This window comes from Blautia sp. SC05B48 (assembly GCF_005848555.1).
Lineage (GTDB): Bacteria > Bacillota > Clostridia > Lachnospirales > Lachnospiraceae > Blautia_A.
The window spans coordinates 2,011,356-2,026,344 of sequence record NZ_CP040518.1; the positions used below are offsets into that span (position 1 = coordinate 2,011,356).

Consider the following 14,989-nt stretch of genomic DNA (forward strand, 5'->3'; position numbering starts at 1 on the left):
AGGGAGGCATTTTCTTATGTTTCAGGTAGTAAAAAGAGACGGCGAATTAGACGAATTCAAAATGGGGAAGATCACCGCGGCAATTGACAAGGCATTTGATGCTAAAGGCAAGAATTACAGTTCGGATATGATCGATCTTCTGGGACTTCGTGTTACAGCGGATTTTCAGAATAAGATCGAGAACAACCGGATTTCTGTTGAGGATATCCAGGACAGTGTGGAGAACGTACTGATCCAGGCCGGATATTCTGATGTTGCCAAGGCGTATATCCTTTATCGTAAGCAGCGTGAGAAGATCCGCAATATGAAATCTACCATCCTTGACTATAAAGAGATCGTAAACAGCTATGTAAAGGTTGAGGACTGGCGTGTAAAGGAGAACTCAACGGTTACTTATTCTGTAGGAGGTCTGATCTTAAGCAACTCCGGAGCAGTTACCGCAAACTACTGGCTGTCTGAGATCTATGACAACGAGATCGCAGATGCACACAGAAATGCAGATATCCATATCCATGATCTGTCCATGCTGACCGGTTACTGTGCAGGCTGGTCCCTGAAGCAGCTGATCCGAGAGGGACTTGGCGGTATTGAGGGTAAGATCACTTCTGCACCTGCAAAGCATTTAAGTGTACTCTGTAACCAGATGGTGAATTTCCTGGGTATCATGCAGAACGAGTGGGCAGGCGCACAGGCATTTTCATCCTTTGATACTTATCTGGCACCTTTTGTAAAGTCAGACAACCTTTCCTATCCGGAGGTTAAAAAATGTATTGAGTCCTTTGTATATGGCGTAAATACTCCAAGCCGCTGGGGTACTCAGGCACCGTTTTCCAACATTACACTGGACTGGACCGTTCCGGACGACCTTGCAGAGCTTCCGGCTATCGTAGGCGGCAAGGACATGGATTTCAAATATAAGGACTGTAAGAAAGAAATGGATATGGTCAACAAGGCATTTATCGAGACCATGATCGAGGGAGATGCCAACGGACGTGGATTCCAGTATCCGATCCCGACCTATTCCATCACAAAGGAATTTGACTGGTCTGATACCGAGAACAACCGTCTTCTTTTTGAGATGACTTCCAAGTACGGTACTCCGTATTTTTCCAATTATATCAACAGTGATATGAAGCCAAGCGACATCCGCAGCATGTGCTGCCGCCTCCGTCTGGATCTTCGTGAGCTCCGTAAAAAGAGCGGTGGATTCTTTGGCTCCGGTGAGAGCACAGGCTCTGTAGGCGTTGTTACCATCAATATGCCGCGTATCGCATATCTTTCCAGAACGCCGAAGGAATTTTATCAGCGCCTGGACCACATGATGGATATCTCCGCAAGATCTCTTCATATCAAGAGAGATGTGATCAGCAGGCTTCTGGATGAGGGACTGTATCCGTACACGAAGAGATATCTTGGAAGCTTTAACAACCATTTTTCCACCATCGGTCTTGTGGGAATGAACGAAGCGGGCTTAAATGCCTGCTGGCTGAAAAAGGACATGACAGATCCGGAAACCCAGAAGTTTACAAAAGAGGTTCTGGAGCATATGAGAAACCGTCTTTCAGACTATCAGGAGCAGTATCCGGGAGAGCTTTTCAACCTGGAGGCAACACCGGCAGAGTCCACTGCATACCGTCTTGCCAAACACGACAGAAGTCGTTATCCGGATATCAAAACAGCAGGAAAAGAGGGCGACACCCCGTATTACACAAATAGTTCTCATCTGCCGGTTGATTACACTGCGGATATTTTTGACGCACTGGATATTCAGGACGATCTGCAGACTCTGTATACTTCAGGAACCGTATTCCATGCATTCCTTGGGGAGAAGCTTCCGGACTGGAAGGCAGCGGCAGCTCTGGTACGTAAGATTGCAGAGAATTATCGCCTGCCCTATTACACTATCTCACCGACCTATTCCGTATGTCAGGAGCACGGCTACATCAGCGGCGAGCATTTCACCTGCCCGAAATGTGGAAAGAAGGCTGAGGTTTACAGCCGTATCACAGGATATTACCGCCCTGTACAGAACTGGAATGATGGTAAGACCCAGGAGTACAAGAATCGTACCCTCTATGATATTACCCATTCCCAGCTGAAAAAGGTCCACACCAGTGTGATGACCATGAAGGGTGACGAGGTGGAGATCCAGCCTGTGGAATCTCATAAATATCTTTTTACGACCAGCACCTGTCCGAACTGCCGTATGGCAAAGAAAATGCTTGAAGGAGAAGAACTGGAGATCATCGATGCTGAGCAGAATCCCGAGCTTGTCAAGCAGTATGGGATCCGTCAGGCGCCTACACTTGTGATCACTGACGGGTCACAGGTTAAGAAGTATGTGAATGCTTCTAACATTCAGAAGTATGTAGATGAAGAGCTGGATTGAGCTCTTCGGGGCAATTGTAAATTGTAATTAAAATGGCTGGACGTATGTCTGTTTGGATGTGCGTCTGGTCTTTTTTTATATATTCTTTTTATTTTTGTCTTTTTGTTCTTAGGTTTTTTGGGGAGATTTTCGTTTTTGGGGAAAGGTGGTTGACATTTCATGGCGGAATGGTATACTTATACGTGAGTTTAATGGTTGAAAGTGTTACACTTTAATGTATAAATATATACCGCTGTGATACCGCGTGGGGGATCCGGGAATTGTTTCCCGGCGGAAATTTGCGAGGGGGAAAGCACTCAAAGTTGCGAAGCCCGTTTTTCCCCCTCGCGCTCCCCCTTTCCGGGCACGCCTTTTGGAGCGCACGTTGTGGTGTGTGATACGTTATTGATGGGGCGATGGATTCGACTGTATCGGGAATTCAAGGCTGAGCCGATGGATGAGGGCGGACGGGAAAAGCGGCCCGCATAGCGGGCCTGTTCCCTGATATGAGATTCATGTTCTGTGATATTTAACTGAATCAGGAAAGCATATCCGTTATTTATATTTATATCGGCACAACCTGCAATATCCAATACCGTAGAATCCATCGCCTCGTCAGAAAACTAACACATTCCACAACGCAGAACAGCGGCGTGGCCGGGAGGGGAGGAGCGCGAGGAGGGGACGATGGCCTTCGCAACTATGAATGCTTCCCCTCCTCGCACCTGCCGCATGCGAAATGCTCCCCCTGGAAGGGAAAAACCGCATACAAAATGCTCCCCCTGGAAAGGAAATCCACAGCCACATGCGAAATGCCCCTCCTGGAAAGGAAATCCACAGCCGCATGCGAAATGCCCCTCCTGGAAAGGAAATCCACAGCCGCATGCGAAATGCCCCTCCTGGAAAGGAAATCCACAGCCGCATGCGAAATGCCCCCCTGGAAAGGGAATCCACCGCCGCATGCGAAATGTCCCCTCCCGGAAAGGGATTCACTTCCAATTAATTTCATGCTAGAATAAAAAAAGAATAATAAGAAAAAGAATAATAAGAAAAGAATAATCAGGAAAAGAGGAAAACACATCATGGTAAAACAGAACATCGTCTTCGTAGAAAACACTCCGGGAAGTCTTCAGAAAGTCACAAAGATCCTTGCAGAGAATCAGATCGACATCTACGGGTTCGGCTGTTTCGATGCACCGGAGTTCGCAAACTTCCGTATGGTATGTGATGATCCGGAAAAAGCAGATCAGATCATGGCAGAAAACGGATATATGACCCGTATTACTCAGGCCATCCTGGTGGATCTTCAGGATGAGATCGGCGGCCTTGACAAGCTTCTCAGCGTCATGGGCGACAGCAACGTAAACCTTCATTACATCTATACCTTTTTCCACAGAGGTTTGAAAGTCCCGGTAGCGATCATGCACTGTGAGGATCTCCTTGTTGCAGAGAGCGTTCTTCGTAACAATGGCTTCAAGGTTCTGAATCGTCTGGTAAATCCGGATGGAGTTGAAGAAGCGTAAGGATATATTCTGGAAAATGACAAACAGGAATGACGTATTCACGTATTGAAGTTTTGACAGGGTAATGCTACAATAAAAGGGCGTGTCAGGAAACAGGAAAAATGTTTCCGGGCACGCTCTTATTTACATGTACAACGAGCTGTGGCGAGATTCTGATGAGTGCTGTACAGATCGGAGAAGCAGGCCTGCGTTTTATAACAGAATGTACATACAATGGAGGAAATCGATGAAAAGAGAAAATTTCAGAAAAGGTATGAAGGATGGAGTTCCTATCGCTCTTGGATATTTTGCGGTATCCTTTACCTTTGGCATGATGGCTGTTGCCGGCGGCTTGAGTATCTGGCAGGCAGTCCTGATTTCCCTGACCAACCTGACATCGGCCGGTCAGTTTGCGGGACTGGACATTATTTTTGCAGGAGGCTCCATGTGGGAGATGGCAATGACCCAGCTGATCATCAACCTGAGATATTGCCTGATGTCATTTTCCCTGTCCCAGAAATTCCGGCGTGAGGAGTCCGGCATCCTGAAATATATCGCTGCTTTTGGTGTCACCGATGAAATTTTCGGGATCAGTGCAGCCCAGGAGGGAAAGGTCAGCGTATTTTATAATTACGGAGCCATGTGCGTGGCAATCCCCGGATGGACTCTTGGAACTCTGGCAGGAGGAATCTCCGGAAGCCTTTTGCCTGATTTTATGCTCAGCGCGTTGAGCGTTGCCATTTACGGAATGTTCCTGGCCATCATCATCCCGCCGTCCAAAAAGAGCAGACCGGTTCTTGGGGTGGTTGCGGCATCCATGGCAGTCAGCACTGTTTTTGCGGTGACACCGGTGTTAAAACAGGTATCATCCGGATTTATGATCATTATCACAACACTTCTGGTAGCAGGCCTGGCAGCTTATTTCTGCCCGCTGGAAGAGAAAGGGGAAGTCGTTCATGAGTCATAATATATATATCTATATCCTGGTGATGGCAGCTGTCACCTATCTCATCCGTATGCTGCCCCTTGCTCTTGCAAAAAATGAGATCAGAAGCCCGTTTATCAAGTCTTTTCTGTATTATGTGCCATACGCCTGTCTGGCAGCCATGACTTTCCCGGCCATCCTGAAAGCCACAGACAGCATCATCTCCGGTGCAGCAGGTTTCCTGGTAGCGCTTATTGCTGCATATAAGGAAAAAAGCCTGCTCACAGTAGCTCTGCTGGCGTGTGCGGCGGTGTTTATCGTGGAGAGGGTTCTGGCATTTATTTGAACAGGGGATATGCGGAAATATAATACGCAGGAGGGAGCCTCGAAAAGCTCCCTCCATTTTCATTTATTCACCTAAAAATCCAAGATCGATCTCTCCGTCAAACACTGTAGTTGCAGGTCCTGTCATATATACAAGGTTTTCATCTCTTTCCCAGGAGATGTTTAAGTCTCCGCCAAGAAGCTGTACAGTAACCGGCTTGCTGCCATCAACCTTGTCATTGAGGATGGAAGCTACTGTAACTGCGCAGGCACCTGTGCCGCAGGCAAGGGTTTCTCCGGACCCACGCTCCCATACGCGCATCTTTACGGTGTGATGGTCGATCACCTGAACAAACTCGGTGTTGACTCTGTCAGGGAAGCACACGTGATTTTCAAAGGATGGGCCGATCTTTTCCAGGTCAAGGCTGTCCACATCGTCTACGTAGATGATGGCATGAGGATTGCCCATGGAAATTGCGGTTATGTGATATTCTTTTCCCTCGACAGTGATGGGAGCGTCGATAACCTGCTCGGTTTCGGCAACCACCGGAATCTCTTTTGCGATGAGGATCGGGGAGCCCATGTTGACTTTTACCATGGAGGCTTTGCCGTCACGGATGGTAAGATCCACATATTTGATACCGCTTCTTGTGGCAATGCTTAAAGAAGTTTTGTCCACGATGCCGTGGTCGTAGACATATTTGGCAACGCAGCGGATACCGTTTCCGCACATGGCACCCTGAGAGCCGTCCAGATTGTACATATCCATCTCGCAGTCTGCGATCTCAGACGGGCGGATCAGGATCAGACCATCGGAACCAATGCCAAAATGACGGTCGCTGACAAATTTTGCCACTGCGGCCGGATCCTTAACAGTCTCTTCAAAACAGTTTACATATACATAATCGTTTCCGATGCCTTGCATTTTCGTGAATTTCATAATAGTAACCTCCTCTTGTTCCTGAATATTATACTTGTTTTTTCTGTTGGAGCACAAGACCCCCCATGGAAAAAATACGCAGGTTTTTTCCATTTGTTGCCTTTAATAGTATAGTATACTGGATAATTGTTATCGAAAAGTGAATTTTCCCTGTGGAATTCCGGTAAATTAGGAGTGAATTTTCGCATTTATGGATTTTATATGCTTGCATTTTGTCAGAAACATGGTATCATAAAACAAAGTAATATGCATGGAGATGTATAATTATGCTGTACATTACGAATTGGGCTGACAGAAACAGGAGAGACAGTTAACGTAAAGTACATAGAATTCAGGAGGAAGAAAAAATGAAGAGAAAATTTATGGCACTTGCACTTGCAGCAGCTATGACAGTTTCTATGACATCCGCTGTTTTTGCAGCAGATGAGATCAAGAGCGCAGATGATCTGGAGGGTAAGAAGATCGGTGTTCAGCTTGGAACAACCGGTGACGCAGACGCTACAGAGGTTAAAGACGCAACAGTGGAGAGATACAACAAAGGTAATGACGCTGTTATGGCTCTGAAACAGGGTAAGATTGACTGCGTAGTGATCGACAGCGAGCCTGCTAAGAAATTTGTTGAGAAAAACGATGATCTTGAGATCGTTGAGGACATTTTTGACAAAGAGGAGTATGCAATCTGTCTTTCCAAAGATAATGCAGACCTTACAAAAGAGTTTAACGAGGCTCTGAAGGAGCTGAAGGATGACGGAACTCTGGATTCCATTAGAGATAACTATATCGGTGATGATGCAGGTAAGACACCATATGAGACTCCTAAGGATGCAGATCACTCCAAGGGAACTCTTACCATGGCAACAAACGCAACCTTCCAGCCATACGAATACTACGACGGAGATAAGATCGTAGGTATTGATGTTGATATCGCTCAGGCTGTCTGCGACAAGCTTGGATATGAGCTGAAGATCGAGGATATGGAGTTTGATGCGATCGTAAATTCTGTTAAATCCGGAAAAGCTGATTTTGGTGTTGCAGGAATGACAGTAACAGAGGATCGTAAAAAGAGCGTTGATTTCACTGATCCGTACACAACTGCAGAGCAGGTTGTTATCGTAAAGAAATAATTTTGTACAGAGAAATCAGAGGATTCTGAACGGATAAGCTGAGAAACAGATATTCGTTGCAGAGTTCAGTAGCGAATGATCAGGTTCCGGATATCCGGGTATGTTTTCCGGATTTCGGAACCTGTAGTTTTGGAAAGGGTGGAAATTTTGAGTCTTATTGAACAGTTTCAGTTTAACTTTCTGGACGACAATCGTTGGCAGTTCATTTTGTCCGGTCTGAAAAATACCATCATTATTACTTTTTTTGCTGTACTTCTTGGTATTTTTCTGGGATTTGTCATTGCTATTGTCCGTTCCACACATGATAAGACAGGTAAGCTTAAGATCCTTAATGTGATCTGTCGTGTTTATCTGACGGTGATCCGTGGCACACCAACGATGGTACAGCTGCTGATCGTATTTTATGTTATTTTTGCAACCATAGATCCGGGTAAGATAGTCGTTGCCATTATCGCCTTTGGTATGAACTCTGCTGCATACGTGGCTGAGATCGTCCGTTCTGGTATCATGTCTATTGATCAGGGACAGTTTGAAGCAGGACGGAGCCTGGGTCTTAACTATACACAGACTATGATCAAGATCATTCTTCCGCAGGCGGTCAAGAACATCCTGCCGGCTCTGGGAAATGAGCTGATCGTACTTTTGAAGGAGACATCCATCAGTGGTTATATCGGACTTATGGATCTGACCCGTGGCGGAGACATTATCCGAAGCCAGACCTACAGTGCACTGTTCCCGCTGCTGGTAGTAGCTGCAATCTATCTTGTGATCGTTTGTTTCCTTACCTATCTGGTAGGAAGACTTGAAAGGAGGCTGAGAACCAATGAGCGTAAGTAATGAAGTACTTCTGGATGTGCAGGGACTTGAAAAGGCCTATGGCGGCAATCAGGTTCTCAACGGGATCACCACACAGATCCGCAGAGGTGAAGTAGTAGCCATCATCGGACCATCCGGCTGTGGTAAATCCACATTTCTCCGTTCCCTGAATCTCCTTGAGGAGCCGACCGGGGGAAAAATCCTCTTTGAGGGAACCGACATTACAGATCCAAAGGTGGATATCAACCGTCATCGTCAGAAAATTGGAATGGTATTCCAGCAGTTCAATCTGTTTCCTCATAAGACGGTAAAAGAGAACATCATGCTCGCACCGGTAACACTGAATCTTATGAGTAAGGAAGAGGCTGAAAAAACGGCACTGGAGCTGCTGAAGCGAGTAGGTCTTCCTGATAAGGCAGATTCCTATCCGGATATGCTTTCCGGCGGTCAGAAGCAACGTATTGCCATTGCAAGATCGCTTGCCATGAATCCAGATGTGATGCTGTTTGACGAGCCGACATCTGCTCTTGATCCGGAGATGGTCGGAGAGGTTCTGGAGCTGATGCAGGAGCTTGCAAAATCCGGCATGACCATGGTTGTGGTAACTCATGAGATGGGCTTTGCCCGCGAGGTGGCAACCAGAGTTCTTTTCATTGATGAAGGAACGATCCAGGAGGAAAATTCTCCTGAGGAATTCTTTGCAAATCCAAAGAATAAAAGACTTCGTGAGTTTCTTTCAAAGACGTTATAATGACATTATAAATATAAGAATATTAAAAACGGATGCTTTATCCTCCTGTGGAAATGCTGTAGGAGATAAAGCATCCGTTTTTTGTAGTGCTAGTTGCAAAAAAATACTTTTTCTTTTTGCTGCTCAGTGGATTTCTTCACCGGCAGTTTTCTGTGCGGTTTTTATTTCGTTGTAACAGTATTTGATGATAGATTTTCTGGTTATGATCCCGATGAAGGAGCCCTGGTCATCTACCACCGGCACGAAGTTCTGATTAATGGCGCGATCCAGGAGGTCTTCCATATTAGAATTAGCATGGACTGGTTTATAGGTGGCACGGCGTGGGATCGCCATGATCGGGATTCCCTCTGTTTCCTTGATGTCGTGAATATCTGCACGGCGCATGCCCCAGAGGAGATCTCCCTCTGAGATAGTGCCGAGATATTTGCCGTCCATGGTGAGGATAGGAATGCAGGAGTACTTGCGGTGCTCCATTTTTTCGAGGGTCTGGCGAAGAGTTTCATCCTCAAAGATGTAGGCTACTTCGCTTTTGGGAATCAGAAAAAACAGAATGTTCACGTTATTACCTCATTTCCGCAAAAATTATAAATAAATCTGTAAGCTGTTTTTAGAGAAGCTGAAGTCCGTGTGTCTCTGCAACATCTGTGATCTCCTTCGGCCAGAGAGAGACATGTACTTCTCCGATGTGTGCTTTGCGAAGGAAGAACATACAGATCCTGGACTGTCCGATACCACCGCCGATGGTGTACGGAAGCTCTTTGTTCAGGATAGCTTTCTGGAATGGAAGTTCTCTTCGGTCGTCACAGCCTGCTTCGGTGAGCTGGCGGTCAAGTGCGTCCTCGTCAACACGGATTCCCATTGATGAAAGCTCAAGGGCAATGTCAAGTACCGGATAGTACACGAGGATATCACCGTTCAGTTCCCAGTCATCATAGTCCGGGGCACGTCCGTCGTGGCGTTCGCCGTTGGTGAGGGTTTTGCCGACTTTCATAAGGAAGACAGCGCCTTTTTCACGGGTGATCCGATATTCACGTTCCTTCGGTGTGCAGTCCGGATACATGTCAAGAAGCTCCTGAGTTGTGATAAAGAAGATATCCTTTGGAAGGATCTCCTCGATGTAGTCATATTGTACAGCCATGTATTTCTCGGTTTTACGAAGGACACTGTAAATGGTGCGTACGGTTTCCTTGAGAGTTTCAATGGAACGCTCTTCTTTGGAGATGATCTTTTCCCAGTCCCACTGGTCTACGTAAACGGAGTGGATATTGTCCAGATCTTCATCCCGGCGGATTGCTATCATATCTGTGTAAAGACCCTCTCCGTGAGAAAATCCGTATTTTTTCAGTGCGTAGCGTTTCCATTTGGCAAGGGAGTGTACGATCTCGGCGTTGCTTCCTTCGATAGATTTGATATCAAAACTTACCGGGCGTTCTACACCATTAAGGTTGTCATTAAGGCCGGATTCCGGGGCTACAAATGTCGGGGCGGATACTCGGAGAAGGTTCAGCTTCTGTGAGAGTGTCTGCTGGAAGAAATCTTTTACTGTTTTGATCGCAATCTGTGTGTCATGGAGGTTCAGGTCTGCATGATAGGTTGCGGGAATCGTGATTGTATTCATTATCGGCTCCTCCTGATGATTTTTATGCTTATTGCTCTGTGGGGTATTATAGCAGAAAATGGGTGGAGTGGCAATATAATGAGAGGGGAAGTCTTTTGGGGTATCGTAGAAAAATACTGGGTATTAAATGCCTGGTGTGATATACTGAAAAAAGAATGCTTATGTTTACGATGGAAATATAAATATCCGTTTTAACGGATAGAATGGAGGGAGTTTATGGCAGGTGAAAGGTGTCAGGTTTGTGGGGGTAAGGTTGTAAATGGCAGGTGTTCATTATGTGGGATGCCTTACAGAAATGATGAGGCGTTATATCATCTGAATGAGCCCCGGGAGGTACATTATAAACATGCTTCCGCCAAAGTGCGGGATATGATGCGGCGGTATGGACAGGATGCTGATCAAACAACACAACATAACGGAAACGTAAACCGGAATACAAACGTAAACCGGAATACAAACGTAAACCGGAATACAAATGTGAACCGGAATACGAACGCGAACCGGAATACGAATGCAAGCCGCAATACAGATTTGAATCGGAATCCAACCGGAAGCCGGAATACAGGTGCAGCAGCCGGACGTAGGACTGCTGCTGCAGATAATACCAGGAACAAAACAATGGTGGGCAGGAATCATACGGGAGTTTTAGATCAGGGGAAAAAACAGCAGAAAAAAGATCAGAAAAACAGCGGGGCAGGCTGGATCATATGGATCATAGTGACACTGGCCATGCTGTTTCCTAAATTATGGGATTTCCTTGCAGACTGGATCGGAACGAATTTGTGAGAATATTTCAGCAGTGAGATCATGCAGTGCTAAGTGTCTGTATTTTCGTGTATACAGAAATATCCCTTTTCTTTTCTTCTCAGCTGTGTTATACTCATGCCTAGCACAACATATAGATGAAAAACAATATATAGAGGATATAGGTACTATATATAGTATTTTAGCATAGCGGCTTATATATAGCACAGGGAGGGATGAGCAATGTTATATGTGATCAAAAAAGATGGGACAAGAGAGGAGTTTAATCCGCAGAAGATCGTGGCTGCCGTGAACAAATCCGCAGAGCGTATTCTTTATACTTTTTCAGACGAGGAGAAGGATTTTATCTGCCGTTTTGCCCAGGAGCATGCGGATTCCCTTGGAAAGAATGAGATCGAGATCCAGGAGATGCACAACATCGTGGAGGGGGCTCTGGAGCGTGTGAATCCGGCAGTTGCCAAGAGCTACCGTGATTATCGGAATTACAAGCTGGATTTTATCCATATGATGGATGATGTATATACCAAGAGTCAGGCAATCCGTTATATAGGTGATAAAAGTAATGCCAATACAGACAGCGCCCTTGTTGCCACGAAACGAAGCCTGATCTTTAATGAGCTGAACAAGGAACTCTATCGGAAGTTTTTTATGAACCGTAATGAGCTTCAGGCATGTAAGGACGGCTACATTTATATTCATGACCAGTCTGCACGTCTGGATACCATGAATTGCTGTCTGTTCGATGTGGCAGCTGTTTTAAGTGGCGGTTTTGAGATGGGCAATGTCTGGTATAACGAGCCGAAGACTCTGGATACAGCCTTTGATGTTATGGGGGATATCATTCTCAGTACAGCAGCACAGCAGTATGGTGGCTTTACAGTGCCGGAGGTTGATAAGATCCTGGCACCGTATGCAAAGAAAAGCTATGATAAATATATTTCCGAATTTATGAAATACTCGGATGAGAGCTGGAGTGGCCGCGAGGAGCGAGCTATTGAATATGCTCTTGATAAGGTCCGCAGGGATTATGACCAGGGATGGCAGGGAATTGAGTACAAGCTGAATACCGTCGGTTCTTCCAGAGGAGATTATCCGTTTGTTACGGTGACACTTGGTCTCGGAACCGAGCAGTTTGAGAAGATGTGCACGATTTCCCTTCTTGAGGTCCATCAAGGAGGACAGGGGAAGGCCGGACATAAGAAACCGGTACTTTTCCCGAAAATCGTATTCCTTTATGACAAGGAGATCCATGGTCCCGGAAAGTGCTGTGAGGATATTTTTGAGGCTGGTGTGGAGTGTTCCTCCAAGACCATGTATCCGGACTGGCTGTCTATGTCCGGTGCGGGATACATTTCCAGTATGTACAGGAAATACAAGAAGGTCATCAGCCCGATGGGATGCCGTGCTTTCTTAAGTCCGTGGTATGAGCGTGGCGGTATGGAGCCGGCGGATGAGAATGATACGCCTGTTTTTGTGGGACGTTTTAACATTGGTGCGGTAAGTCTTCATCTTCCGATGATCCTTGCCAAGGCCAGAGCAGAGAGTAGAGATTTCTATGAGGTTCTGGATTTCTATCTGGAAATGATCCGTAACCTGCATATCCGCACTTACGAATATCTGGGACAGATGCGTGCATCCACCAACCCGCTTGCATACTGTGAAGGCGGTTTCTACGGCGGACATCTGAAACCGAATGAAAAGATCGGTAAGATTCTGAAGCCTATGACAGCTTCCTTCGGTATCACAGCATTAAATGAGCTTCAGGAGCTTTATAATGGCAAATCTATTGCCGAGGATGGGGCGTTTGCTCTGGAAGTCCTGAAATATATCAATGACAAGGTAAATCAGTACAAGAAGGAAGACGGTTATCTTTATGCGATCTACGGAACACCGGCAGAGAGTCTCTGTGGCCTTCAGGTAGAGCAGTTCCGTAAGATGTATGGAATCATCGAGGGCGTTTCTGACAGACCGTATGTGAGCAACAGCTTTCATTGCCATGTAACAGAGGATGTGACTCCGATCGAGAAACAGGATCTGGAGGGACGTTTCTGGGAGCTCTGCAATGGCGGTAAGATACAGTATGTACGTTATCCGATCGGATACAACAAAGAAGCTATCCGTACGCTGATCCGCAGAGCCATGGATTTGGGATATTATGAGGGAGTGAACCTTTCTCTTGCATACTGTGACGATTGTGGACATGAGGAGCTGGAGATGGATATATGCCCTGTCTGCGGTTCCAGAAACCTGACCAAGATCGACCGTATGAACGGATATCTTTCCTACAGCCGTGTCCATGGAGATACCCGCCTGAATGAGGCGAAGATGGCTGAGATCGCTGAGCGAAAATCTATGTAAATGCTGACTGTCCGATCAACTGTGGAACAGTGATCGGACAGCCAGACGGTATAAAAAATATCCCGCAGAGCTGCCGGTAAGACCAGCAGCCGTCTGCGGGATATTTTCATGTAAAGTGAAGGTTCACATTTCACTTTGTATTCTGAGTCCGTAAAATGATTATTTAATGATAGTTCCGGTCTTCTCACGGTAGCCGTCTTTTGCATGGGCCATGTCTGTGATGATGGTACGGCGTCCGGTTCCCTTCTCCACAAAGGAAACACCTGCTTCGATTTTAGGAAGCATGGAGCCTGCCGCAAACTGTTTGCCGGCAATATATTTCTTGGCATCTTCTGTGGAAATAGTATCCAGATAAGATTCATGATCCGTATTATGGTCAAGGCTTACTTTCTCGACGCTTGTAAGGATCATCAGAGTGTCAGCGTTCAGTTCTTCTGCAAGAAGTCCTGCTGCCAGGTCTTTCTCGATGATGGCACTGGCACCATTCAGCTGAGTTCCCTGCTCAAGAACCGGGATTCCGCCGCCGCCTGCAGCAATGACGATCTGCTCTGCAGCAGAGAGGACCTTCACGGTTTCGATCTCTACAATCTTCTGTGGCTTCGGTGCTGCAAGGATACGTCGGTACTGGCCCTCGCCCACCTTTGTAACAAAGTTTCCTTTTTCTTCTTCAGCCTCGGCCTCTTCTGCGTTGAGAACACGTCCAATGATCTTCTCCGGCTCTGCGAATGCTTCATCGTATGGATCGATGACAACCTGTGTCAGAACTGTGCTGACCGGTTTGTAGATTCCTCTGGAGATAAGCTCGGCACGAATGGCGTTCTGAAGGTCATAGCCGATATAACCCTGACTCATGGCGGAACATACGGACATTGGTGCAAATGTATAATCAGGATGTGCCTTACCGAATTCATTCATTGCGGTGTGGATCATCCCTACCTGCGGACCGTTGCTGTGGGAGATCACCACGCGGGTTCCCTCCTCTACCAGATCTGCGATTACCTTCGCTGCGAGTTTTGTAGCTGTTTTTTGCTCTGGAAGTGTGGTGCCAAGTGCCCGGTGGCCTAATGCAACTACTACGGTTTTTTCGCTCATAGGAAATACCTCGTTTCTCTTTAAAATTGGAATGAAATCAGTTACTGTATCCAGTAACGAGTATTATATTTTATTATAAAAGACCTATGTGGGAAATGCAATAGAAAATCGAGTGTTTTCCAAGACCGGAAAAACTGTCATTGTTGTTCACTGGTAATATTCCGCGAGGTGTTTTTTGTGAGCGAAGGTCACAGAAAACCCGAGGCATACCGCACGAATTTACGCGATCAGCATAAATTCTGTGCATCTCGAAGTGTGTTACTGAGAACAGTGTGAACAGCAACAAACCGCCTGATTCGGTCAGACGGTTTGCTTCTTACTATTTTTTGAGGGGGGAGATAGAGAGTGGTTTTTCATCTATCCAATACCTATTATATAGAGAAAATATGTTTAAAATATGTCGTTA

At 46.2% G+C, this 14,989-nt stretch carries 13 protein-coding genes; 9 read left to right on the forward strand and 4 right to left on the reverse strand.

Annotated elements, in window-relative coordinates; translation table 11 throughout:
* Positions 1–16 precede the first annotated feature (16 nt).
* The 4 genes from EYS05_RS09250 (at position 17) to EYS05_RS09265 (ending at position 5,141) form a co-directional block, all read left to right on the forward strand.
* Complete coding sequence (locus EYS05_RS09250; RefSeq protein ID WP_138277061.1) at positions 17–2,389, forward strand: ribonucleoside triphosphate reductase; 2,373 nt, start codon at positions 17–19, stop codon at positions 2,387–2,389.
* Positions 2,390–3,450: 1,061 nt separating this feature from the next.
* The gene (locus tag EYS05_RS09255) at positions 3,451–3,891 is read left to right on the forward strand and encodes an amino acid-binding protein (RefSeq protein WP_118512583.1); all 441 of its coding nucleotides are present in this window, start codon (positions 3,451–3,453) and stop codon (positions 3,889–3,891) included.
* Between the two features lie 226 nt (positions 3,892–4,117).
* Positions 4,118–4,837: an AzlC family ABC transporter permease gene (locus tag EYS05_RS09260; RefSeq protein ID WP_118512582.1), complete on the forward strand. Its 720-nt coding sequence runs from the start codon at positions 4,118–4,120 to the stop codon at positions 4,835–4,837.
* Complete coding sequence (locus tag EYS05_RS09265; protein WP_118512581.1) at positions 4,827–5,141, forward strand: AzlD domain-containing protein; 315 nt, start codon at positions 4,827–4,829, stop codon at positions 5,139–5,141. The genes EYS05_RS09260 and EYS05_RS09265 overlap by 11 nt, the downstream gene beginning before the upstream one ends.
* Positions 5,142–5,204: 63 nt before the next feature.
* Here the strand turns inward: EYS05_RS09265 and dapF are convergent, their stop codons facing one another.
* Positions 5,205–6,059, reverse strand: coding sequence for a diaminopimelate epimerase (dapF, locus tag EYS05_RS09270; protein WP_118512580.1), 855 nt, complete (start codon positions 6,057–6,059; stop codon positions 5,205–5,207).
* Positions 6,060–6,406: 347 nt separating this feature from the next.
* Here dapF and EYS05_RS09275 point away from each other — a divergent pair, with 347 nt between their 5' ends.
* The 3 genes from EYS05_RS09275 (at position 6,407) to EYS05_RS09285 (ending at position 8,750) form a co-directional block, all read left to right on the forward strand.
* Positions 6,407–7,183 carry a transporter substrate-binding domain-containing protein gene (locus tag EYS05_RS09275; protein ID WP_118512579.1) on the forward strand — a complete coding sequence of 259 codons (777 nt, stop codon included), beginning with the start codon at positions 6,407–6,409 and terminating at the stop codon, positions 7,181–7,183.
* A gap of 144 nt (positions 7,184–7,327) precedes the next feature.
* Positions 7,328–8,020 carry an amino acid ABC transporter permease gene (locus tag EYS05_RS09280; RefSeq protein ID WP_059086976.1) on the forward strand — a complete coding sequence of 231 codons (693 nt, stop codon included), beginning with the start codon at positions 7,328–7,330 and terminating at the stop codon, positions 8,018–8,020.
* Positions 8,007–8,750, forward strand: coding sequence for an amino acid ABC transporter ATP-binding protein (locus EYS05_RS09285; protein WP_118512578.1), 744 nt, complete (start codon positions 8,007–8,009; stop codon positions 8,748–8,750). The genes EYS05_RS09280 and EYS05_RS09285 overlap by 14 nt, the downstream gene beginning before the upstream one ends.
* Before the next feature lie 123 nt (positions 8,751–8,873).
* Here the strand turns inward: EYS05_RS09285 and EYS05_RS09290 are convergent, their stop codons facing one another.
* Together EYS05_RS09290 and asnA are read right to left on the reverse strand one after the other, a co-directional pair.
* Positions 8,874–9,308: a CBS domain-containing protein gene (locus EYS05_RS09290; RefSeq protein WP_118623398.1), complete on the reverse strand. Its 435-nt coding sequence runs from the start codon at positions 9,306–9,308 to the stop codon at positions 8,874–8,876.
* A 49-nt stretch (positions 9,309–9,357) separates the two neighbouring features.
* The gene (gene asnA / locus EYS05_RS09295; RefSeq protein ID WP_138277062.1) at positions 9,358–10,368 is read right to left on the reverse strand and encodes an aspartate--ammonia ligase; all 1,011 of its coding nucleotides are present in this window, start codon (positions 10,366–10,368) and stop codon (positions 9,358–9,360) included.
* Positions 10,369–10,584: 216 nt separating this feature from the next.
* On the opposite strand from asnA, the gene EYS05_RS09300 reads away from it, so the two are divergent.
* Positions 10,585–11,154 carry a hypothetical protein gene (locus EYS05_RS09300; RefSeq protein ID WP_138277063.1) on the forward strand — a complete coding sequence of 190 codons (570 nt, stop codon included), beginning with the start codon at positions 10,585–10,587 and terminating at the stop codon, positions 11,152–11,154.
* Positions 11,155–11,355: 201 nt separating this feature from the next.
* A complete protein-coding gene (gene nrdD, locus EYS05_RS09305) occupies positions 11,356–13,491 on the forward strand; it encodes an anaerobic ribonucleoside-triphosphate reductase (RefSeq protein WP_118623406.1) in 2,136 nt (711 codons plus the stop codon).
* 159 nt (positions 13,492–13,650) lie between these two features.
* Here nrdD and arcC read toward each other — a convergent pair whose 3' ends face one another.
* On the reverse strand, positions 13,651–14,583 hold the full coding sequence (gene arcC / locus EYS05_RS09310; protein ID WP_015526125.1) for a carbamate kinase: 933 nt from the start codon (positions 14,581–14,583) through the stop codon (positions 13,651–13,653).
* Between the last annotated feature and the right edge of the window lie 406 nt (positions 14,584–14,989).